Origin of the sequence: Nocardia sp. NPDC051750 (assembly GCF_044453135.1) — a bacterium.
Classification (GTDB): domain Bacteria; phylum Actinomycetota; class Actinomycetes; order Mycobacteriales; family Mycobacteriaceae; genus Nocardia.
The window spans coordinates 895,426-915,745 of the sequence record NZ_JBITCK010000003.1 but is presented as its reverse complement, the minus strand read 5'-3'; the positions used below and the strand labels follow the sequence as shown (position 1 = coordinate 915,745).

23 protein-coding genes and 1 pseudogene are annotated in these 20,320 nt (G+C 67.2%); 10 read left to right on the top strand and 14 right to left on the bottom strand.

Annotation, left to right across the window (positions count from 1 at the left end):
• Nucleotides 1–14 precede the first annotated feature (14 nt).
• From ACIA75_RS17405 to ACIA75_RS17375, 7 genes are all read right to left on the bottom strand, one after another.
• Entirely contained in the window at nucleotides 15–770 is a 756-nt protein-coding gene (locus ACIA75_RS17405; RefSeq protein WP_397104905.1) for an SDR family NAD(P)-dependent oxidoreductase, read from the bottom strand.
• Entirely contained in the window at nucleotides 767–1,972 is a 1,206-nt protein-coding gene (locus ACIA75_RS17400) for a DUF4380 domain-containing protein (RefSeq protein WP_397104903.1), read from the bottom strand. The genes ACIA75_RS17405 and ACIA75_RS17400 overlap by 4 nt, the downstream gene beginning before the upstream one ends.
• Entirely contained in the window at nucleotides 1,969–3,063 is a 1,095-nt protein-coding gene (locus tag ACIA75_RS17395; RefSeq protein ID WP_397104901.1) for a zinc-binding dehydrogenase, read from the bottom strand. Before ACIA75_RS17395 ends, ACIA75_RS17400 begins: the two co-directional genes overlap by 4 nt.
• A 47-nt stretch (nucleotides 3,064–3,110) precedes the next feature.
• The gene (locus ACIA75_RS17390) at nucleotides 3,111–4,127 is read right to left on the bottom strand and encodes an ABC transporter permease (protein WP_397104899.1); all 1,017 of its coding nucleotides are present in this window, start codon (nucleotides 4,125–4,127) and stop codon (nucleotides 3,111–3,113) included.
• A gap of 32 nt (nucleotides 4,128–4,159) precedes the next feature.
• On the bottom strand, nucleotides 4,160–5,728 hold the full coding sequence (locus ACIA75_RS17385; RefSeq protein WP_397104897.1) for a sugar ABC transporter ATP-binding protein: 1,569 nt from the start codon (nucleotides 5,726–5,728) through the stop codon (nucleotides 4,160–4,162).
• Nucleotides 5,725–6,708, bottom strand: a complete 984-nt coding sequence (locus ACIA75_RS17380; protein ID WP_397104895.1) for a substrate-binding domain-containing protein — start codon at nucleotides 6,706–6,708, stop codon at nucleotides 5,725–5,727. Before ACIA75_RS17380 ends, ACIA75_RS17385 begins: the two co-directional genes overlap by 4 nt.
• Before the next feature lie 479 nt (nucleotides 6,709–7,187).
• On the bottom strand, nucleotides 7,188–7,598 hold the full coding sequence (locus ACIA75_RS17375; RefSeq protein WP_397104893.1) for a DUF5997 family protein: 411 nt from the start codon (nucleotides 7,596–7,598) through the stop codon (nucleotides 7,188–7,190).
• Nucleotides 7,599–7,659: 61 nt separating this feature from the next.
• Here ACIA75_RS17375 and ACIA75_RS17370 point away from each other — a divergent pair, with 61 nt between their 5' ends.
• A complete protein-coding gene (locus ACIA75_RS17370; protein WP_397104891.1) occupies nucleotides 7,660–8,592 on the top strand; it encodes a LysR family transcriptional regulator in 933 nt (310 codons plus the stop codon).
• Between the two features lie 154 nt (nucleotides 8,593–8,746).
• On the opposite strand, the pseudogene ACIA75_RS17365 reads toward ACIA75_RS17370, so the two are convergent.
• Together ACIA75_RS17365 and ACIA75_RS17360 are read right to left on the bottom strand one after the other, a co-directional pair.
• A pseudogene (locus ACIA75_RS17365) lies at nucleotides 8,747–8,992 on the bottom strand (amidohydrolase); the annotation flags it as partial.
• An 8-nt stretch (nucleotides 8,993–9,000) separates the two neighbouring features.
• Nucleotides 9,001–9,732 carry a trimeric intracellular cation channel family protein gene (locus tag ACIA75_RS17360; protein ID WP_397104889.1) on the bottom strand — a complete coding sequence of 244 codons (732 nt, stop codon included), beginning with the start codon at nucleotides 9,730–9,732 and terminating at the stop codon, nucleotides 9,001–9,003.
• Between the two features lie 541 nt (nucleotides 9,733–10,273).
• Between ACIA75_RS17360 and ACIA75_RS17355 the strand changes: the two genes are divergently transcribed.
• From ACIA75_RS17355 to ACIA75_RS17330, 6 genes are all read left to right on the top strand, one after another.
• Nucleotides 10,274–10,837 (top strand): nuclear transport factor 2 family protein, encoded by a 564-nt coding sequence (locus ACIA75_RS17355; protein WP_397104887.1) that lies wholly within the window; start codon nucleotides 10,274–10,276, stop codon nucleotides 10,835–10,837.
• 93 nt (nucleotides 10,838–10,930) lie between these two features.
• On the top strand, nucleotides 10,931–11,701 hold the full coding sequence (locus tag ACIA75_RS17350; protein ID WP_397105370.1) for a cupin domain-containing protein: 771 nt from the start codon (nucleotides 10,931–10,933) through the stop codon (nucleotides 11,699–11,701).
• 194 nt (nucleotides 11,702–11,895) lie between these two features.
• Complete coding sequence (locus ACIA75_RS17345; RefSeq protein ID WP_397104885.1) at nucleotides 11,896–13,140, top strand: cytochrome P450; 1,245 nt, start codon at nucleotides 11,896–11,898, stop codon at nucleotides 13,138–13,140.
• A gap of 158 nt (nucleotides 13,141–13,298) precedes the next feature.
• Nucleotides 13,299–14,942, top strand: coding sequence for a flavin-containing monooxygenase (locus ACIA75_RS17340; protein WP_397104883.1), 1,644 nt, complete (start codon nucleotides 13,299–13,301; stop codon nucleotides 14,940–14,942).
• A 52-nt stretch (nucleotides 14,943–14,994) separates the two neighbouring features.
• Complete coding sequence (locus tag ACIA75_RS17335) at nucleotides 14,995–15,648, top strand: hypothetical protein (protein ID WP_397104881.1); 654 nt, start codon at nucleotides 14,995–14,997, stop codon at nucleotides 15,646–15,648.
• Between the two features lie 3 nt (nucleotides 15,649–15,651).
• Complete coding sequence (locus tag ACIA75_RS17330) at nucleotides 15,652–16,059, top strand: hypothetical protein (protein ID WP_397104879.1); 408 nt, start codon at nucleotides 15,652–15,654, stop codon at nucleotides 16,057–16,059.
• Nucleotides 16,060–16,189: 130 nt separating this feature from the next.
• On the opposite strand, the gene ACIA75_RS17325 is transcribed toward ACIA75_RS17330, so the two are convergent.
• Nucleotides 16,190–16,540, bottom strand: a complete 351-nt coding sequence (locus ACIA75_RS17325) for a MerR family transcriptional regulator (RefSeq protein WP_397104877.1) — start codon at nucleotides 16,538–16,540, stop codon at nucleotides 16,190–16,192.
• Between the two features lie 127 nt (nucleotides 16,541–16,667).
• Between ACIA75_RS17325 and ACIA75_RS17320 the strand changes: the two genes are divergently transcribed.
• Complete coding sequence (locus tag ACIA75_RS17320; protein ID WP_397105368.1) at nucleotides 16,668–17,090, top strand: Hsp20/alpha crystallin family protein; 423 nt, start codon at nucleotides 16,668–16,670, stop codon at nucleotides 17,088–17,090.
• A gap of 392 nt (nucleotides 17,091–17,482) precedes the next feature.
• Complete coding sequence (locus ACIA75_RS17315) at nucleotides 17,483–17,716, top strand: hypothetical protein (RefSeq protein WP_397104875.1); 234 nt, start codon at nucleotides 17,483–17,485, stop codon at nucleotides 17,714–17,716.
• Between the two features lie 51 nt (nucleotides 17,717–17,767).
• Here ACIA75_RS17315 and ACIA75_RS17310 read toward each other — a convergent pair whose 3' ends face one another.
• Nucleotides 17,768–18,007 carry a hypothetical protein gene (locus ACIA75_RS17310; RefSeq protein ID WP_397104873.1) on the bottom strand — a complete coding sequence of 80 codons (240 nt, stop codon included), beginning with the start codon at nucleotides 18,005–18,007 and terminating at the stop codon, nucleotides 17,768–17,770.
• A gap of 155 nt (nucleotides 18,008–18,162) precedes the next feature.
• Nucleotides 18,163–18,672, bottom strand: a complete 510-nt coding sequence (locus ACIA75_RS17305; protein WP_397104871.1) for a DUF2397 family protein — start codon at nucleotides 18,670–18,672, stop codon at nucleotides 18,163–18,165.
• Here ACIA75_RS17305 and ACIA75_RS17300 point away from each other — a divergent pair.
• Complete coding sequence (locus ACIA75_RS17300; protein WP_397105366.1) at nucleotides 18,591–19,103, top strand: DUF7008 domain-containing protein; 513 nt, start codon at nucleotides 18,591–18,593, stop codon at nucleotides 19,101–19,103. The genes ACIA75_RS17305 and ACIA75_RS17300 overlap by 82 nt on opposite strands.
• Nucleotides 19,104–19,105: 2 nt before the next feature.
• Here the strand turns inward: ACIA75_RS17300 and ACIA75_RS17295 are convergent, their stop codons facing one another.
• Both ACIA75_RS17295 and ACIA75_RS17290 read right to left on the bottom strand, forming a co-directional pair.
• The gene (locus tag ACIA75_RS17295) at nucleotides 19,106–19,303 is read right to left on the bottom strand and encodes a DUF397 domain-containing protein (RefSeq protein ID WP_397104869.1); all 198 of its coding nucleotides are present in this window, start codon (nucleotides 19,301–19,303) and stop codon (nucleotides 19,106–19,108) included.
• Nucleotides 19,300–20,193 carry a helix-turn-helix domain-containing protein gene (locus ACIA75_RS17290; protein WP_397104867.1) on the bottom strand — a complete coding sequence of 298 codons (894 nt, stop codon included), beginning with the start codon at nucleotides 20,191–20,193 and terminating at the stop codon, nucleotides 19,300–19,302. The genes ACIA75_RS17295 and ACIA75_RS17290 overlap by 4 nt, the downstream gene beginning before the upstream one ends.
• Nucleotides 20,194–20,320: the final 127 nt, after the last annotated feature.

Here is a 20,320-nt window from a genome sequence, read left to right as displayed (position 1 = left end):
CGCGTCGGTTGCGGTCAGGACGAATTCTTGGTGATGCTCCAGCCGCCGTCGACGGTCAGGGTGGCGCCGGTGACGAAGGACGCGGACGCACCGAGCAGGAACTCGATGGGACCGGCCACCTCATCGGGATCACCGAGCCGTCCGATAACCGTCTCGGCAGCACTCGCGGCGCGACTCTCGTCCGGGATCCCCTCCCACTGTGCCGTCAGGATCGGGCCGGGCAGCACACAGTTCACCCGCACCTCACCGCCGTACTCGGTGGCCACCTGCCGGGTCAGGCCGGTCAGTCCGGCTTTCGTCGCCGCATAGGCGGGCACCCCGGGGAGGCCGAAGCAGGCGTGGACGGACGAGACGATGACGATCGCGCCGCGCCGGTCCCGGCGCAGGTCGGGCAGGCACGCCCGGATCCCGTGGAAGGTGCCGGTGAGGTTGACGTCCAGCTGTCGCTGCCACGACGCGAGCGCCATCTCGTGCAACGGGGCGTGGTCGGTGGCCAGCGCGTTACAGACGAGCGCGTCGAGGGGACCGAAGGTCGCGTGGGTGCGTTCGATCGCTGTGGCCCAGTCGGATTCGGAGGTCACATCGCCGCGGCAGGCCAGTACCCGGCCGCCCGCGGATTCGATCGACGCGGCCGTCTCGGCGACTGTCTCGTCACGGTCGAACAGCACCACCGACCAGCCGGAGGCCGCCATGCGGCGTGCGGTCGCGGCACCGATCCCCCGGGCCGCACCGGTGATCAGCACCGTACCGGTGCCGGGTTCTGCGATCACAGCTCCTCCTCCTGGTCGGGTGCCGTGCCGATCTCGTGTTCGACTCCGGCACCTTTCTCGCGCAGCGTGACCGGAGTTCCGATCAGTTCGCTGTCCAGCGAGATCGCCGCACCGGCACGCACCTCGCCGACGGTAACGCCGTCGGCCAGGAGGTCGCCGCTGACGTACGCGGCGAACCGGGCGCCGTTCTCCCAGTGGCCGACCGGGGTGACGGTGCGGACCTCACCCGCACCGGCGGCGGTCGCGCATCGGTACCCGAGTGCGGTGTGTTCACCCGGCCCCAGCGTCGCCGACGGGCCGAGGAGTTCGATCTCTACGATCCGGGCCCGCGGAAGGAGGCCGCCGAGATGTTCGATCGGTTCGCTCAGCGGGTGTTCCATCCACACCTCCACGCGTGACCCGCCGTCCGGGTAGTCACCGCGCGGATCGACCGTGAAGGTCTGGGTGGTGGTGATGCCGTGCGCCGCGTGCGCCAGCCAGCCGCTCGCGCCGGGGAAGCCGATTTTGCCGACGACATCCTGGTGCGGCACCAGAACTCGATCGGGGCCGAGGACCTCGTGCCGGGGCGCTCCGGTGCCGATTGCGAGCGGCACCGCCCGGTGGTCGCCGTCGGTGACCCCGACGTACACACCACCGCTGCCGGGTTCGCCCGCGGCGCGCTGGGTGACGTTCCACAGCGCCCACCGCACCGGCCGCGCGGATGTGTTGCGGGCCTCGAGGCGCACGTCGTACCAGCTCTGCCCGTCCCGCAGCGTGACTGCCCGGGTCAAGGTCAGGCCGGTGCGCGGGTCGTGGCCGCTGGTCATGGTCAGGGTCACGGCCCCCGGGGTGCGCTCCACTCGCCGTTCGTACGGGCCGGAGTCCAGCACCGGATCCGGCGGGCCTGCCCACTCGGCCGGGCCGGACCACCCTTGCGGCGCGGGCCAGGTCTTGTCGCCGCCGTAGTTGTTCCAGACGCTCATCGGCCCCGATACCGGCGCGGGTACGTGCGGCGCCACCGGGTACAGGTTTTCGTTCAGCAGTTCGGTGTTGCGCCACAGGGTTTCCCGGCCGCGCAATTGCACCGAGAGCAACCGGCCGCCCAGCGCGGGGACGAACCCGAGCCGCAACACCGCATTGTCGAGCCAGACAACATCCGGACGACGGCCGGAACCCTCATCGATCTCGACGAGGGTTCCGGTGGTGGCCGGCCGTAGCGTCACGGTAGTGAATCCGAGACGAAGACGACCTTGCCGCGACTGCCACCCGCGGCGAGCGCGAAGGCCCGATCGGCCTCGTCGAGGGTGAACCGGTCGCTGACCACTGCCTCGGGACGCAACCCCCACGCGACCAGGTTCGCCGCCAGATCCGACATCGCCTGCAGGGACGTCACCCACGACGCGTGCAGCGTCAACTGCTTGTGCAGCAGGGTGTCCGAAACCTCGGTGTCGAAACGGCCGCCCTCGCCGATGAACGACACGTGCCCCCACTCGGCCGCGTGCTCGACCGCGGTGGACCGGCCGGGCGCCGACCCGGACGCATCGATGGTGAAGGCGAAACCCGCGCCGCCGGTGAGCCGGTCGAGTTCGGCGTCCGCCTCGTCCGGCGCGACGGTGGCATCGAAGATACCGAGCGAATCGGCCCACTCCCGACGGACGCCGGACAGTTCGACACCGACGACGCGGCGGGCACCCATGCCCCGGCCGATCATGCCGGCCGCGAGGCCGACGGGTCCGAGACCGACGACGAGCAGGTCACCTTCCCCGCTGACACCGATGCGGCGCAGGCCCTCGTAGGCCGTGCCGAATCCGCAGGCGATGAGCGCACCGTCGACATAGGACAGTTCCGCGGGCAGCGGCACACAGGTGCGCTCCTCCGCCAGCACGTACCGGGCGTTGCCGCCGTCGCGCTGCCAGCCGTACGACTCCCGGGACGGTGCGGTGCAGCTGATGTAGAAGCCGCGGCGGCAGTTGTCGCAGAGTCCGCAGCCGGCGATGTGGTAGACGATGACCCGGTCGCCGGTGCCGAAGCGGGCGCAGCCGGGTCCGGTGGCGACCACGCGACCGGACGGTTCGTGGCCGGAGACGACGCCGCGGTAGGCGGGGCCGTCGATACCGCGGTGCGTCTTGTACTCGCGATAGATGTAGCTGATATCGGTACCGCAGATTCCCGCGGCGCCGACCTCGACGAGCAGCTGCCCCGGGCCGGGCGTCGGCACGGGAACCTGACGCATCTCGGTGGTGGAGTTGCCGGGAAGGTAGATACCGGGCATCGTCTCGGGAACGGTCCGCGTCCCGGACTCGGTGGTGGTCACGATTCCTCCTGTGAGCGGCCGGGTCGGGGCAGGGATATGGGCGCCGGTCATGCGGTGCGGACGGCCGCTGCTCCGCGGCGCACGACGAGCGAGTTGATCAGGACGGCGCCGACGATGATCACGCCGCGAATAACGTCCTGCAGGAAGGAGTTCACTCCGAGCAGGACCAGTCCGTTGCCGATCACGGTGATGAAGACGACGCCGAGCAGGGTGCCCAGCATCGTGCCGCGCCCGCCGGCGAGGGCGGCGCCACCGATGACGACGGCGGCGATGATGTCGAACTCCAGTCCGGCGCCCGCGCTGCCGGATCCCGCGCCGAGCCGGGAGGCGAGGAGTACACCGGTGATCGCGGAGAGCAGGCCGGTGGTGGCGAACAGCAGGATGCGCACCTTGGTGAGGTTGATCCCGGCCAGCTGGGCGGCCGCCGCGTTACCGCCGATCGCGTACACCGAACGACCGTACGCGGTGAACTTGGCGATGTAGACGAACACGGCGAACAGGATCAGCATCACCACCGCGGACGTCGGGATACCCACGATGGATCCGCCCAGCAGGTCGAACAGGCCGCTCTCGGGGAGCACCACGGGCAGGGCGTCGGTGAGATAGAGACCGAGACCGCCGAGGACACTCCACAGTCCGAGGGTCGCGATGAAGGACGGCACATTGAAGCTGGCGCGCAGCCAGCCGGCCAGCGCACCCCACGCCGCACCGAGCACAAGGGTCAGCAGCACCGCACCGAACACCCCGAGCCCCCACTGGGCGCTCCCCATCGCGACCAGCACCGAGGCGAACGCGACGGCCGGGCCGATGCTGATGTCGATATCGCCGGCGATGATCACCAGCGTCACACCCCACGCGGCGATACCGATCGTCGCGGCATCGCGCAGGATGCCCAGCTGGTTCGAGCCGTCCATGAAACCGGACGCCGTCAGACCGAGCACCACATAGAGTGCCGCGATCGCCACCACGAGGCCGATTTCGTTGAGCTGATGGCTGCGCGAGCCCAGCCACCCGCGCGCTGTGCGGGAATCACCCGGCTGGAGACTGTTCTTGGTGATGACCACAGGGTCCTCTTCTCGTCTGTGCTTCGTGGTGGTCAGGCCGCCATCGCGGCGGCGAGGACGGAATCGACAGTGATACCGGAGCCGGTCAGCTCCTCGGCGATCGCGCCGCCGCGCAGCGCGAGCACCCGGTCACAGACCAGGGGCAGCTCCTCGAGTTCGCCCGAGACGAACACGACGGCGGCTCCCCCGTCGGCGAGTTCCCTGACGAGGCGGTAGATCTGAGCCTTGGCGGCGACATCGACACCGCGGGTGGGTTCGTCCAGCAGCAGGATCCGGCTGCCCGCGTGCAGCCAGCGACCGATGACCGCCTTCTGCTGATTGCCACCGCTGAGATTGACGATCGGCGTCTCCCCGCGGGCGGTCGCGATGGACAGCCGCGAGATCAGACCGGATGCAACTTCACGGAAGCGCCGGTACACGATGGTCGGCCCGGAGCTGACGGCCCGATAGTCCGAGATGAGCATGTTCTCGTCGACACCGAGCAGCGGCACGATGCCCGCGCCCTTGCGATCCTCGGGCGTCATCCCGACTCCCAGCGCCTTCATCCGCGCGGCGCTGACATTGCGGACGCCGGTCCCGGCCACCGCGACGGAGCCGGACGAGATCGGCTGGAATCCCGCGAGGGCACGGAGCAGTTCGCTGCGGCCGGAGCCCATCAGGCCGGCGATCCCGAGTACTTCACCGGGATACACGTCGAACGACACGTCGCGAATCTTCGGTGGCAGCACCAGGTTCCGCACGGAGAGCAGCGGCGTCCCGGAACGGTCCACGGCGCGCTCGGCGCGGTCCTCCACAGCCGGTGCGGCAGCGCCGACCATCAGTGCCACGACATGGGCGGTGCTGACGTCCTCCAGCGGCACGGTGTCGACGACGCGGCCGTCGCGCATGACGGTCGCGGTCGAGGCGACCTGCCGGATCTCGTCGAGGCGGTGGCTGACATACACCACGGCGACCCCGGCCGCCGCGATCCGGTTGACGGTCTTCAGGACCGCCTGCACCTCGGCGGCGGCCAGTGCGCTGGTCGGCTCGTCGAGGATGAGCAACCGGGGTCGCCGCCGGACCGCGCGGCAGATCTCGACGAGCTGCTGTTCGGCGAGCGGCAGCGATTCGACCCGGCTGAGCGGATCGATATCGAGGGCGAGTTCCGCGAAGACGGCGGCGGTTTCGCGGCGCATGGTGTCGTAGTCGACACGACCGGCGCTGCGGGGCCAGACACCGAGGAACATATTCTCCGCGACGGTCAGTTCCGGGACCAGGCTCAGTTCCTGGTAGACGGTCTCGATACCGAGCGAGGTCGACCGCCGGACGCCACCGTGGCCGAGTAGTTCACCGCCGACGCGGATGCTCCCCCGGTCCGGGGTTTCGACACCCGCGAGCAGCCGGATCATCGTCGATTTGCCCGCACCGTTGCGGCCGAGCAGCGCCCGCACTTCACCGGCACGGATGGTCACGGAGGCATCGGTCAGCGCGTGCACCCCGGCGTAGTGCTTGGTCAATCCCTCGATCTCGACGACAACGGCGCCGTCGCCGGGATCGTCCGTGCGGTGATCCATGGTGTCCTTCCGGGGCAGGTGCGGGTCGCGAGCGGGTGCGGCGGTCACGGGATTCCGTCCGGATGCGTCTCGATCCAGTCCGCACCGGCACGCGCTCCGACGTACTCGTCGATCGGGGCCGGGATCACGAACTCGGCGGGTGGGTTGCCGGCGAGGATGTCGACGGCCGCGCGGCCCGCCAGGTCGCCGACCTTGATGCCGGAGATATCGGTGACGCCCTTGAGGATGGTGCCGTCCCGCAACATCCCGGCTGCTTGCGTCGACATATCACCGCCGAATACCACCACGTCACCGGCCTTACCCCGGGCCTGGACAGCACGTGCCGCGCCGATCATCTGCGAGCCGGCCTCGCCGTAGAAGGCGTCGATATCGGGATGGGCCGTGAGTACCTGTTCGGAGCGCTGGACCGCCTCGTCGAGGGTCAGCCCCTGCTGGTTGGCCACGAGGGTGGCGCCGGGAACCGCCGCGGTGAGCGCTTGTTCGAAGCCGATCCGGCGCTGGACGCACACCTCGAACTGTTCGCAGTTGATCACGGCCACTTTCGGTGCGGTGATGCCCTGTTCCCGGAAGTACGCCGCCATCTGGCGTCCCGAAGCGGCGCCGAACTCTTCGGGGTCGCCGAGTACGTAGGCAGAGACCAGCTCCCGGGCGGCGGCGTCCTCGACGCAGGTGTTGTAGCAGATGATCGGAACATCGTTGTCGTGTGCGAGCCGCAGTGCGGGAACGGAGGCGGTAGCGGAGGACGGCGAGATGATCAGCGCGTCCGCCTTCACCGAAACGACCGTATCCACGAACGTACTTTCCTTCGACGCGTCCGACTGGATATTGGACGCGAGCAGCTGCGGCGCGTCGGGCTGTTCGGAGAATGTCTCGTTCAGGCCCCTCGCGACGCCCGCGTAGTACCCCTCGGCGTTCAGGTAGACGACCCCGACGCGGCCGTTCTCACCGACCTTGCCGGCGCAGCCCGCGACGGCCGCGGCCATCAGCACCGCGCCGAGGACGGCGCCCCACTTCCTTTTTCCCTGCATGTGACCTCGATGTCTCGCCTGGGCAACTTCGCTTCGATCAGAGTCGCCCACCGCACGCGGCAGTGTCAATACTAAATTAGTATTTATTCTCGGAGGCAGCGGCCCCGCCCGAGCCCCGAGCAGCCGCATGCCTTGCCCTTCGAAGGACCCGCCGGTTCACCGTGACCCCTCGCCACCTGCGCCGGGTTCGACCCCGACCTCGCACGATCGACCGGTCCGCTAGAGGCCACCGCGCCCACGCTGCGCCTCGCTCGCCCAGCGGACTTTCGACTCCCCGGACCACCCGATCAGCTCGAACGGCAGCGGGGCGCTGCCCGACGTGGCCCGGCCGTTGATGCCGCCGACAGTGGGCTATCCGGCCCGTTTCGCACCCGCCGCCTGGCCGATGCACCGGCACCTCCCGGCTCAACTTGCCCGCGCGCCGGCATTGCGCACTTCAGCATTGCGGGACTGCCCCGAGTCCGGTTGAGTCAGAACAACTAGCGACCCTTGGCCGGCCGGTTGGTCGCTGCCCGGCGTTCGGCCTCCTTGGCCTGGGCCCGTTCGTCCTCGGCGCGCACGGCGGCATAGCTTTCGCGTTCACGGGTCAGCCACTCCGGCGGATCCGCGACGAAGGCGGCGATCTCGTCGGCGGTGAGCGAGTCGGACACGCCGGCTCGGGTCAGGCCACTGTTGGAGATACCGAGCTTGCGGGCCACGACGTCACGCGGGAACGGTCCGGTGCGGCGCAGCTCGGTGAGCCACTGCGGCGGGTTCGTGCGGAGCTCGTCCAGCTCGGCCCGGGAAATGGAGGCGTTCCGGAACTCTTCGGGAGCCGCCGGCAGATAGATGCCGAGTTTGTTGGCCGCGGTCAGCGGCTTCATCATCTGCGGTTTCCTGTCCGGGCTCACCGGAACAGCGTATCGGGCCGCCGAGCCGGTCCGGACGCCGCGGTGCCATACGCTTGCCGATATGAGCCGGTTCTCCTCGATCGATGTGCAGCGCCTGCGCTGGTTCACCGCAGTCGCGGAGGAGCTGCACTTCGCACGCGCCGCGAAGGCCTTGCACATCTCCCGCCAGAAGCTCAGCCATACGGTCATCGACCTGGAGACCGAGCTCGGCACGAAGCTGTTCGTGCCGGGAGCACAGCCGACCCAGCTGACCGATGCCGGACGGGAGTTGCTGCGGGAGGCGCGTGACATCATTGCGCGGACCGAGGATCCGGCAGGCACCGCAGCGGTCGCCCCCGCCACGCTGCGGGTCGGGTTCGTGCCCGGCGTCACCGTCACCAAGTGGGAGCGGATCTGGGGTGAGCGGTTCCCGGATACCCCGCTCGAGCTGGCCCCTGTTGCCCAGGCCGATCAGGAGACCGCACTGCGCGAGGGCCGGATCGACATGTGCTTCGTCCGCTTGCCGATCGACCGCGGCGGTCTGAACGCAATCCCGCTCTACCGTGAGCTACCCGTCGTTGTGGTACCCAAGGACCACGAGATCGCCCTGTTCGACGAGGTCGGCATGGCCGATCTCGCAGACGAGCGCCTGCAGGACACCGCCGATATCGATACCGTCAAAGACGCCATCGAACTCGTCGCCGCCGGAGTCGGCGTCGCCATCGTGCCCCATTCGATCGCCCGCCTGCACCACCGGCGCGACCTCGTCTACCGCACGGTGACCGACACCGACGACACCGAAATCGCGCTGGCCTGGCCGCCGGACCGGACCACCGACTCGGTAGAGGAGTTCATCGGCGTAGTGCGCGGCCGCTCGCAGAACAGCTCCCGCTCCCCTGCCGGAAAGAGCACCGAACCAGAACCGCGGAAGCCGAACCCCTCCGGGAAGCGACCGCGTCCCGTGAGGAAGCCGGCCCCCGCGAGGAAGAAGCCGGCCCGGGGCCGCAAACGCTAGTTCCCGTCCGGATGGGTTGCGCTGGCGGGCGAGTGATGCGTGTCGACGAGTTCGAGCCGTTGAACCCGCAATCCCGGCCCGGCCGGCAGCGGTCCGGTCGGTCCATCGAATTTGAACGATCACTCCATAACTTGGCACCGCTCCGACGCCGGCGTCAGTGGCCGTCCCCGGTGCCCAGCCAGGCGAGGGCGGCGACGGTGAGGGCTTTGACGCCGGTGTCGAGCGTGGGTTGCATCACGGGTGCGAAGTACGGGCTGTGATTGACCGGAATATCCTGGGAGACAGTACCTTTCCGTACGGCCGCGGCATAGGCTGTCGGGTCCGCTCCCCCGATGCCCCAGTAGGTGAACGGGGCGCCGAAGGCGGCCGGTATCTCGCTCATATCCTCGCTGGCGGTTTGCAGATCTGTCAATTGCCTTCTTCGGTGTCGCGGCGGCGGGTACGGTCGCGCCGCCGGCGTCGTGGTGGGCGGCTACCACGGAAGGCGGCGGCCAGGCGGGTGTGTGGTTGCCACTCCAGTCCGTTGGGCAGTCCCCAGCCGAAGCGGACGGCGGCCAGCCGCAGCAGCAGGGAGCAGAAGATACCGAGGACGATACCCAGGGCAGGGGCGCCCAGGTAGGTACACACCACCATGGTGCCCGCGACGATCGCGGCGACCGTCGCATACAGGCCGTTGCCTCCGAACACCGCAGGAACCCGCCGCAGCAGTACGTCGCGGGTGGCGCCGCCACCGACGGCCGTGGTGATCCCGAGCAGAACAGCGGGGAGCCAGCCCAGCCCGGCGGCCAGTGTCTTCTGCGCGCCGGTGACCGCCCAGAAGCCGATCACCGCGGCATCGAGGGCGGTGAACAGCCGGTCCCAGGAGTGTTCGCTGAGATGGATGACGAAGGCGATCAGAGTGCCGGCCACAGCGGTGGGCAGGTAGGCATAGTCGGTGAGGGCGACCGGGGGACCCTTCTGGAGCAGGGTGTCGCGGATGATGCCACCGCCGAGGCCGGAAACGATGCCGACCACCAGGAAGCCGAACAGGTCCAGGCCCTCGGTCCGGGATACGGCGCCGCCGAGCATCGCACAGGCGAAGACACCGGCAAGGTCGAGATAGCGCGTGACCTGGTCGATGGTATCGATCGGTGCGGCCACAGCAGCAAATTAACACGCGGGACCACGAGTTCGCGGAGAGTGACTCTCGTGTCTCGACAGCCGGTCCGAGATCCGGCAACCGGTGCGCATCACGGCGGCATACCCAGGCCGGGACCCGGGCGGGGTCGAGGCCGGGCACGTCCCACTGTTCTGATCACCGGCCACGCCACCAGACCATCGCCCCTCAGTGTGATCGCTTCGGCGACGCGGATGCCGCCGCCGACTGGACCGATCCCAGATACTGCTCGACAGCGTCCACGAGTTCTCGGTGGGCGGTGCGGACGCCGATTCCCTCTCTTCCAGGTTGAGGAATTTCGGTATGCCGATGATGAGCAGCAGGAGCGCGCCCGGGGTGAGCTGCTGGCCGAGGAACCTGTGTCCGTCGAAACCCGATGCCAGGGCGTCGAGTTGAAGCTTTCGCACCCGCTCGGTCGCCTCGGCGATCTCGGCTCGGACCGATTCGCAATGGTTGCCCAATGCCATGAACTCGGTGGTCAACGCACTGGTTGCTTCGTTCCGGCTGTACTCCCAGAGGAGAAATATGAGCGAGGACAAGGCCCTGGAAGCGCTGCAGCGCGATGTCCGATACCTGATGGACCGGACCGCGATCCTCGATTGCGTAGCGGGTCATGCGCGCGGCTGCGATCGCCACGACCCCGATCTCGTCACCGCCGCCTATCACCACGACGGGATCGACGAACACGGTGCCGCAATCAACCCCGGCACCGGCTACGCCGAATGGGCCAACCGAACCCACGCGGCCACCTCCCGCGTCCACACTCACCACATCACCACGCACACCTGCGAGATCGACGGGGATACCGCGCACGCCGAAAGCTACGTCATCGTTGTACTACTCGGACTCGACGGCCGCAGCGCCCAGCTGATCACCGGCCGGTACTTCGACCGCCTCGAACGCCGGGACAGCGAGTGGCGCATCGCGGTACGGCGTTCGACGGTCGAAACGATGTTCGGCGCGGACGCCTCGGTGCTGCAATCGAGCTTCGTCAAGAAAGCGGGATACCTCGTCGGCACCCGCGACGAATCCGACTTGTCCTACCAGCGCCCGCTGTCCATGGAAACCCCGGCACCGGCCCGCTGGTAACTCCGGGCACTGTCCACTCAGCCGGCGATGGGCCGGTTCCGCCGGACCGGTAGTGAGTAGATTGGGGCGGTGCCTACCGACCTGATTGTCTATATGTTGCGTTTGTCGGACCTACGGGCAACCGACGGGGCGATTTCCGATCCGTCGCTGGAAACCGAAGGTTTCATGCAGTGTGCACCGGACGAGACGGCAATGCTGCACACGGCGAACACGTGCTATCGGGACGAAAGCGAACCTATGGCGGCGCTGCTGCTCGATCCGGCAAAGATCAGCGCACCGGTCCGATTCGAGAGTGCGAGTTCCGCGGCACCGGGCGCCGAGAATACGCTGATCCCGCGCGTATTCGGGCCTATCGAACGCTCCGCGATCGCCGAAATCCGCTATGCGCGCAGGGATGTCACCGGCACGTTTATCAGCCTCGACCACCGCTCGCCGCTGGCCGAATCGCTGGACCTGCTGCCGCATCCCGAAGGCGGATGGTTCCGCGAAACCTGGCGCAGTGCACATACCTTCACCCCGGCGGGCTACTCCGGCACCCGAGCTGCCGGTACGGCGATCTACTTCATGCTCGGCCCCGGCGAGCGGTCGGTGTGGCATCGGGTGCGTTCCGACGAGCTGTGGCTGTGGCATGCCGGTCGGCCCCTCGGCTTGACTCTCGGCGGAGACGGGCCGCAACCGGACGCCGCCGAGCGTCATGTTCTCGGCGGTGACGTGCTCGCCGGTGAGCGGCCGCAGGTGCTGGTCCCGGCCGGCTCGTGGCAGAGCGCCGAACCACTGGCCGGGGAGGCGGACGACGTCCTGGTCAGCTGCGTCGTCTCGCCGGGCTTCGATTTCGCCGATTTCGATCCGGACGGTGCGTGGTGATGCCTGCCGTGGATGGTTGATCCGACGCGCGGCAGCTACATACAAGCAACAAGCGACCGTGCTGGTTTCGCTAAAGATGTTGGACTGGAACACTTTCCGGTATGGTCACCTGACGTGCCTACACAACGAATGCCAGGCCGTCCCGCAGCAGGCAGAAAGGGACACACCGCGTCACCGCCCGCGAAGGTCACCCGTTGAGCAATACAGATCCGGGTGTGCAGGGCGAATCCCCGTTCGCGTACGGGTCCCCGGTATCCGCCGACCCTCGTGTCCGGCTGGATGCCCCCTCGTTCGCGGCCGATCCGCACCGCGTCTACGAAGACATGCGACGTCACGGCCCGTTGGTACAGGTCGAGCTCGCTCCGGGTGTGCCGGCTACGCTCGTGATCGGCTACCAGGTGGCCGTCCAGATCCTCAACGACGAGGACCATTTCCCCGCCGATTCGCGCCGCTGGGAGAAGAACGCCGCCCCGGGCTGTCCGATGGTGCCGATGCTGGGCTATCGCCCGAACGCGCTGCGAACCGCGGGTGCCGAACACGACCGGTACCGGCGCACCATCATCGCCGCGCTGGAAACCGTCGACCTGCACAAGGTGCACGACGCGGTCGCGCGGGCGGCCGAGGCACTGATCAATACCTTCTGCGACCGGGGTACCGCCGACCTGCAGATCGACTACGCGTATCCGCTGACCTTCCGGGTCCTCAGTGAACTGATGGGTTTTCCCGAAGACGCCGCGGCCGCGGCTTACGAGGGGATGGCCGCGATGCTGGAGGGCGTAGGTGCCGAGGAGGGGCAGCAGCGTTTCGTCGAGGCCCTGATCGGAGTTGTCCAGCAGAAGCAGGCCGAGCCGGGGGACGATCTGACCTCGGCGCTGCTGCGGCATCCGGACGGGCTCGATCTCATGGAGATGGTGAATCAGGCGGCGCTGCTGTTCTCGATGGGCACGGAGCCGACCTGCAATCTCATCCTCAACGCATTGCTGCTGTTGATGACCGACGAGCAGTACGGCGGTGGCGTCCTCAGCGGCGCCGTGGCTACCCGCGACGCGATCGATGCCGTGCTGTTCGAAGACCCGCCGCTGGCGAACTGGTGCGTGAGCTACCCCAGACAGCCACAACTCGTCGGCGATACGTGGCTGCCCGCTGATCAACCGGTGGTCATCAGCTTGGCCGCGTGCAACAACGATCCCGTCGTGCGCGGTGACCGCGGAGGCAACCGGTCACATCTGGCGTGGGGGGCCGGACCGCATGCCTGCCCGGCTCAGTCCCTCGCCCTGACGATCGCCTCCCAGGGCATCGACCTGCTGCTCGATGCCCTGCCGGATATCCGTTCGCAAGTACCTGTGCAGGACCTGGATTGGCGGCCCGGTCAGTTCCACCGTGCGTTGGTGGCGCTACCGGTGCAGTTTCCACCGTGCCCGCCGATGCGTCTCGCATGAGGGAGGGCAAGAACTTCTGCGGCGTCACCGTCTACCACGTCCCACCACCACATCACGCCCATCTCTTCCCTCGACCAGATAACTGCCGGCTCGGCACATAGTCGAACCGAACCGCTGTCGGGCGTCCCACGGCGACTCATTGAAAGGCAGGTCCCACGATGACAACGACCCCGGAGCACTCCGCACTCTCGGCCGGGCAGGAGGCTCGCGAGATCGACGCAGTCGTCGTCGGAGCCGGGTTCGCCGGCCTCCACATGCTGCACAAGCTGCGCGAACTCGGACTCTCGGTGCAGGTGTACGAGGCGGGCGACGGACTCGGCGGCACGTGGTACTGGAACCGCTATCCGGGCGCCCGCGTCGACGTGAAGAGCATGTACTACAACTACTCGTTCGACCCGGACCTCGAGCAGGAGTGGGAGTGGACGGAGAAGTTGCCGCCGCAACCGGAGTTGCTCCGCTACATCAACCATGTCGCGGATCGTTTCGACCTGCGTAAGGATGTGCAGTTACGGACCCGGGTCACCGCTGCCGTCTACGACGAGTCCGCCGCGCGATGGCGGATCACGACCGATCAGGGCGAGGTCGTGTCGGCGCGGTTCGCGATCATGGCGACAGGCTGCCTGTCGGTGCCGAAGATGGTGGAGGTGCCGGGTATCGAGAAGTTCCGGGGCCGCAGCTTCCATACCGGTAACTGGCCCGAGCAGGAGGTGGACTTCACCGGCCGGCGGGTCGCGGTGATCGGCACGGGTTCCTCGGGGGTGCAGGTTATTCCGCTCGTCGCCGAAGTGGCCGATGAGCTCACCGTGTTCCAGCGGACCGCGAACTATGTTCTTCCCGCCGGCAATCACGCGATAGATCCCGAATTCCAGCGCGATATCAAGTCGCGCTATCGCGAGGTGCGCAAGGCCAACCGGGAATCGTCGTTCGGCATCGCGCGGCCCGAGGCCACCAAGGGGGCGCTCGAGGTGAGCGAAGAGGAGCGAAATGCCTTCTACCGCAGCGTATGGGAGGACAAGAACAGCGAACTGGTCAGCATGCTGACCGGATTCACGGACACACTCGCCGACGAAGCCGCCAACGAAACCGCCGCCCAGTTCATTCGCGACCGCATCGCCGAGATCGTGACGGATCCGGTTGTCACCGAGCTACTTCAGCCCACCGGTTTGTTCGGCGTCAAGCGCCCGGTCCTGGGTACGAACTATTACGAAACCTTCAATCGTCCCAATGTCCGGCTCGTGGACGTACGAGCTACTCCGCTCACCGAGGTCACCGAGTCCGGGCTCGAGACGACGCAGGAGAGTTTCGAGTTCGACGACATCATCTACGCCACGGGATACGACGCGATGACAGGTGCGCTGGACGCGATCGACATTCGCGGCCGGGATGGTGCGGCGCTGCGGGAGAAGTGGGCCGCTGGGCCCGTAGCCTATCTCGGTCTCGCCGTGGCAGGCTTTCCGAACCTGTTCACGATCACGGGCCCGGGCAGCCCCTCGGTCCTGTCGAACATGCTGGTATCCATCGAACAGCACGTCGACTGGGTGGCGGACGCGATCGACACGATGCGGTCCAAGGGCGTCACGACCATGGAGGCCGAGGCCGACGCGGAGCAGGAATGGACCCGGCACGTCGACGAAGTCGGCGATCTGACGCTGTACCCGAAGGTCGACTCCTGGTACGTGGGGTCGAACGTGCCCGGCAAGCCGAGGGTGATGTACGCCTACATCGGCGGCGTCGGAGCATACCGCGAAAAATGCGACCAGGTCGCCGCCGACGACTACGACGGTTTCACTCTGACGCAGTAACCGAGGCACTGCCGCCCAGCGCAATCGGTTCGCAACGCATAGCCTGCAGAACATGCACCGTGGCAACTGGTTCCGTGTCCTGCTGTGCCTGACTGTGCTCAGCAGCACCAGCGGATGTATCGGCGCGGTGGACCGGGCGGATTTCGAGGACCGGATCCGCACCCGCGGCGGCGGGTTGGTGAGCGCACTGCCGCAGGCCGCGATCGCCGCGCTGGCCCAGCGCATCGGTGCGGAAGACCCGGATGTGAACGTTGTGCTCCTGACGGCACCGAACTCCACCCAGTTCCGGCTTGTGGTGAACAATCAGCCTGCCCAGTTGACCGACTTCCTCGCCGGCAGCGATTTCACCGCCCGCGAACCCACTGTCCGCCTGCGCGTCCGGCCGCCCGGTCAACCCCGCGTGCTGGACGACTACTCCTTCACGCTCGGTGAACTGAGTGCCCCACGCCCGGTGCGGGTTTCCTCATTCGACGACCTGGACGGCGAGAACTTCACGATCAGCGAGGTGCCAGGCCTCTCGCGTATCGAAGACATAGTCGATACCGCCCGCACGCGCAGCGAAATCACCGACGGTCAGGTCACCGCCATCGTGGTGAGCCGCTTCGGCCGCGATATCCGGATCGTCGCCAACGTGGTTTCCGCCCGCTCGGAGGTGGTCGCCGAGTTCGACCGCACCGGCGTCTTCCTCCGAGCCCAGCAGGTATAGCCGATGTCCCGAGTAGTGACAAGCCTCTGGACCGGCCTCGTCGCCGGTGCCTTCAGCATTATCGTGCCCGTCGCCATCTGGCCAGGTGAAGCGAAACTCACCGCGCCCCTGTTCTGTTCCTCCCCGGCCACCGAGCCCATGGTCGTGTCCGACACCTTCCACGATTCCGAAGGTACCTCCACCAACTACACCCTCTACTGTGTAGGAGACCACGGCGTTCTCACCAACGAAGGCTTCGCCCTCCCCATGTTGGTGATGCTCGCCGCGCACGTCGTCATCGCGACGACCCTGATACTGGTGGCCACATTGCTCACAACCAGGACAGGGCCTGTGCGCGATCCATCTGTTCCGGGTCCCCTTCCATCAGCGCCGAATCCGCGCGTCAGTACTGAGGACTACTTCGAATACTGACCCTCCGGCCGCCGGCCGGCGCTACCCGCAGACGATTCGGCACGACCCTGTGCATCCGGGCCCGGGGCATGGCTCGTGACGTTCGTGGTCGACAGGGATGAACAGGGCCCGTCTCGGGCGACACCGGATGTCAGCGTTGTGACGGTCCGTCGCGGAGCCGGTCGCGTTCGGCGGCGAGGGCGGCGTTGGCGTCGCGGAGCGTGGTGTTGGCGTCTTCGAGTTCGAGGATGCGCCCGATCGCGGTGAGGTGGATACCCTGCCCGGCCAGATCGGTGATGCGCTGCAGGCGTGCCAGATCGTCGTGGCTGTAGCGGCGGGTTCCGCCCGCACTTCGAGCCGGGATGACCAACCCGTGTTGTTCGTAGAGCCGCAGCGTCTGAACTCCGACGCCGGCAAGTTCGGCGGCCACCGATATCGCGTACACGCCCTGCCCGGCGCCGGGCAGGTTACGGCTGTACTCACCCGTCACCCTCTTCACCATCCTCTCGACATTATCTGCAAATACTACTTGCACTCTCCTCAGCCGAGTGCTAAATATTATTTCTGTCAGTAGACATAGATTATCTGGTTCCTCTTCGAGAGTTAAGGAGTGACTGGAGGTGGCGACCATGTTGATGCGCACCGATCCCTTCCGTGATCTGGATCGTCTGACCCAGCAGGTCTTCGGCACGCCCGCGCGGCCGGCGGCGATGCCGATGGACGCCTGGCGCGAGGGCGACGACTTCTTCGTCGAGCTGGATCTGCCCGGCATCGACCCGGACTCCCTGGACCTGGATGTCGAACGCAATGTGGTGACCGTGCGGGCCGCCCGGCCGGAATTGGATTCGAGCCGGTCGATGCTTGCCGCCGAGCGCACCCGCGGGGTGTTCAGCCGTCAGCTGTTCCTGGGGGAGAACCTCGATACCGACGCGATCCGCGCCGACTACCGCGACGGGGTGCTGCGGTTGGTGATCCCGGTATCGGAGAAGGCCAAGCCCCGCAAGATCGAGGTCGCGCGCCACGACCACGAGCGTCAGGCCATCAGCGCCTGACCCCCCGGGTCGGCACCACAGCGGGAGCCCGGCCGTGAACGCAATGACCCGTACCGGCGAAAACCGGCTGGAAAATGTGGATCCCCGGCTGATCGCACTGGATCCCGAGTTCGAGGAGCTGTTCGCCGAGGTCGACGAGGCGCTGCAAGCGACCCGAGTCCGATGGTTGCCACGGCTGCGCACGACCGGTGCTCCGCCGGCGCGAACCACCGGCTCCAGCCGCGGATCTTTACGGCCACAGAGGTCGCGGCCGGACCGGTTCCGGGCCCGCGAACGCGGACCGCCCGACCTTCGGTTCTCACATTCCATCCAGCGACGGGTGGGCCCGGTCAGCACAGCACTTCCGGGCCCACCCGGGCTTCCGCAGACCATAGTCCGAGAGGAACTACGGCATGACGACGCCAGCGACGGACACCGGCCTCGATCGCCTCGGACCGCCCGGCCCCCGATCCGCAGCAGCCCAGCGCTCTACGCCCCACCCGGCCGCAAGCGGCGCAGCCGCCGCCGGCGCCGATGGCGCCGACGCCCACGCCGACGTGCACTGGCCAGACCCCAGCCCACTGCACAACTGGTGGACCGAGATCATGGACGGCGCCCTCCTACCCCGATCCCATCGCGCCGCCTGAATCCGGCGAGACCTGCGGCTGCCGGCACTCGTGCCCGCGTGCCGTGCCTTTTCATGCGATACGCACCGCCGTACTTCCGACGCAGCGACCGGCTCGAATCGGTGGAATACTTCCGGGTCGTTGGCCGGGCACGATCAGCTCCGGACTACTCGCCAATTCGTGGATGATGTCGAAGGCGTGGTAGGTCCCGGGGAGATCCGTGTGGACTGCGAACGGCGCGTCACCGCAGACGTTTCCGTAGAAATGTGATGCGTCGGCGGGGAGCACGACGGTACCGGGTGCAGTCGCCACGCTGACCACCTGTGTACCCGCGGTATGGCCGCCACGAGATGCACCCCCGACCCCGGGTACCAACTCGCGCGAACCGTCGACGTAATGCATCCGGCCGGAGAGTCCGAGCCCCACGAGCCGGGGTCTCGGCCACGTCGGGCACCACATCGCGAGCCTCACGTTTCCACCGCCAGCCGCAGCAGACGCTCCACCGCTTCGGGGGCCGGCTCATCCAGCAGCGCCGCGATTTCCGCGCCCCGATTCGCGAGATCGGCGATGAACCGGTTGATGCAGTCGATCAGCCGCTGCTTGTAGGCCACGAAAGCCTCGACGTCACCGTCGGAGAAATCGATCACCCGGCGCAACGACGCCATAAAAGCCTGAGCGTTATCGGCCAACCCGGAAAACCGTTCCACCAGCCCGAGGAGCAGCAGATGCAGTTCCGCCGGATCGATATCGGCGACCTCGGCCCGAGCGAGCGCCACCAACGCCCGCAATTGGTTCGCGATGTCCTCGAGCGCCACCGACTGGAGTGCACCCCGGCGTCCCAGCGCCTCGTCATAGACGGCGAGCGCTTCCTCGGCAGCCTGCCCGGCGGCAGTCAATTGATACAGGTATCGAGCCCGATGGAAATCGGCCCCGTCGTCACCCGGCCGGTATCCGGATCCGACCGCAGGTTGCCCCACCCCAGGAACGTTTCATCTCCTACGCCACCACCCGCGACCTGTACGGGTGGGCCGGCTGGGACCACCGTGAGCAAGCCTTCGCCCTCGCCACCCACCTCACCAACACCGCACCGCCGACAGAGGAGATCACCCCGCTCCTGGCCGCACTCCTCGAACTACAACCTTGGCTCGACCAGTGGCACACCGAGGTCGACCCGGCCTACGGCCTCTCTCCGCCGCCTTCCTCGCCTCCCACCGCCGCACCATCCAAGGTGAACACGGCCTCACTGACGACGATCTACGAGCCTGGCGCCCACCGGCCGCCTCGCGCGGCGGCCGCGGCGGGCGTCGAAAGGTCGATACCTCCTCCACGAGCTGAACACGCGCTCAGAACCGCGAAGGGCTCGTACTCAGCAATGCAGTACGAGCCCTTCCCCAGGTTCGGAATCTGATGTCAAAAGACTCCACCGTGCACCGCGCGAGTGAACGCATCCCACGCATACGGTGAAAACGCCAGCACGGGCCCACTGGGATCCTTGGAATCACGGACACCGACCATGCGCTGCACCAAGTGCGCGACCTCAACGCACTCTTGGCTCCCTGAGCTATGGCTGCTCTTGAACCACTGTGCCCCTGATAGATCGACCGTCACCGAACCCACTCCTCTGCAATCTCCTGGATGAGGTCATGACTACCGGCCTCGTCCAGCGCGACACGCCGGATGTCAGCATACGCGTCACGGTATTGGTCGTACTCGGCCTGCTTGTCCAGATACAGGGCGCCTGTGAATCCCTGGACGTAGACAACCGGTGGATCCGTGAGCTTCGCCGTCGGATGGCGGGGAAACTCCAGAATCACGAAATGACCGGTCACGACACCCTTGTGCCGGCGTGCGGCCAACGGGACCACCCGAACCGCCACGTTCGGCATCTGGTCTGCATCCAAGAGATGCGCCAACTGGGCGGCCATGATGTCCGGCGACCCGACGCTGCGCCGGAGGACGGACTCGTCCACCATCACGTTCAGCTCCAGCGGATGCTTCCTGCTGTGCAACCCGTCGAGCCGGCGCGTATGCAGCTCCAGGCGTAGTTCCACCTCACTGGTTGCCATCCCGGGGAACTCAGCCCAGATTACTTCCCGCCGATAGTCGACGGTTTGGAGCAGTCCAGGCAACAACATCGTGTGGTAAGAGCTGAAACTCCGCGCCGCATCCTCCAGGCCCATATAGAGGTCGAAGTGTTTGGGAATGGCATCGCCGAAGGCGTGCCACCAGCCCTTGGCCTGGGATTCCTCCGTCAGTCCCAGGAGAACCGCCGCGTCCTCGTCGTTCAATCGGTACATCTCAGCCAAGTGGGTGATGAACAACGGGTTGATCCGCGTCGGCTGCCCGGTCTCCATCCGCCAGAAGGTCTGTTTCGATACGCCGATTGCCCGGCGCGCGGCTTCTGCAGAGATCCCGGCTTCCTCACGCTTCTCTCGCAACAAGCGGGCAAGGATGCGTCGCGGAAGCGTCGAGTTGGGGACGGTCGAACTCTCGGTCATTGGCTGCTCCGGGTGGATTGAGTGACGAGATGGTTCGTACTGGAACCGATTCTGCCTTCGTTCAGGAACTTTCACCTTCTTTTCGAGAATTCTCGTTCAGGAACGTTCCCCGACGGACTGTTCCGAT

Coding starts and splice junctions, on each gene's coding strand:
- ACIA75_RS17335 (WP_397104881.1), top strand. CDS start 14,995: ATGCACCGTGGCAACTGGTTCCGTGTCCTGCTGTGCCTGACTGTGCTC.
- ACIA75_RS17325 (WP_397104877.1), bottom strand. CDS start 16,540: ATGGTGAAGAGGGTGACGGGTGAGTACAGCCGTAACCTGCCCGGCGCC.
- ACIA75_RS17290 (WP_397104867.1), bottom strand. CDS start 20,193: ATGACCGAGAGTTCGACCGTCCCCAACTCGACGCTTCCGCGACGCATC.
- ACIA75_RS17315 (WP_397104875.1), top strand. CDS start 17,483: ATGACGACGCCAGCGACGGACACCGGCCTCGATCGCCTCGGACCGCCC.
- ACIA75_RS17330 (WP_397104879.1), top strand. CDS start 15,652: ATGTCCCGAGTAGTGACAAGCCTCTGGACCGGCCTCGTCGCCGGTGCC.
- ACIA75_RS17370 (WP_397104891.1), top strand. CDS start 7,660: ATGAGCCGGTTCTCCTCGATCGATGTGCAGCGCCTGCGCTGGTTCACC.
- ACIA75_RS17350 (WP_397105370.1), top strand. CDS start 10,931: ATGTTGCGTTTGTCGGACCTACGGGCAACCGACGGGGCGATTTCCGAT.
- ACIA75_RS17380 (WP_397104895.1), bottom strand. CDS start 6,708: ATGCAGGGAAAAAGGAAGTGGGGCGCCGTCCTCGGCGCGGTGCTGATG.
- ACIA75_RS17355 (WP_397104887.1), top strand. CDS start 10,274: ATGAGCGAGGACAAGGCCCTGGAAGCGCTGCAGCGCGATGTCCGATAC.
- ACIA75_RS17340 (WP_397104883.1), top strand. CDS start 13,299: ATGACAACGACCCCGGAGCACTCCGCACTCTCGGCCGGGCAGGAGGCT.
- ACIA75_RS17320 (WP_397105368.1), top strand. CDS start 16,668: ATGTTGATGCGCACCGATCCCTTCCGTGATCTGGATCGTCTGACCCAG.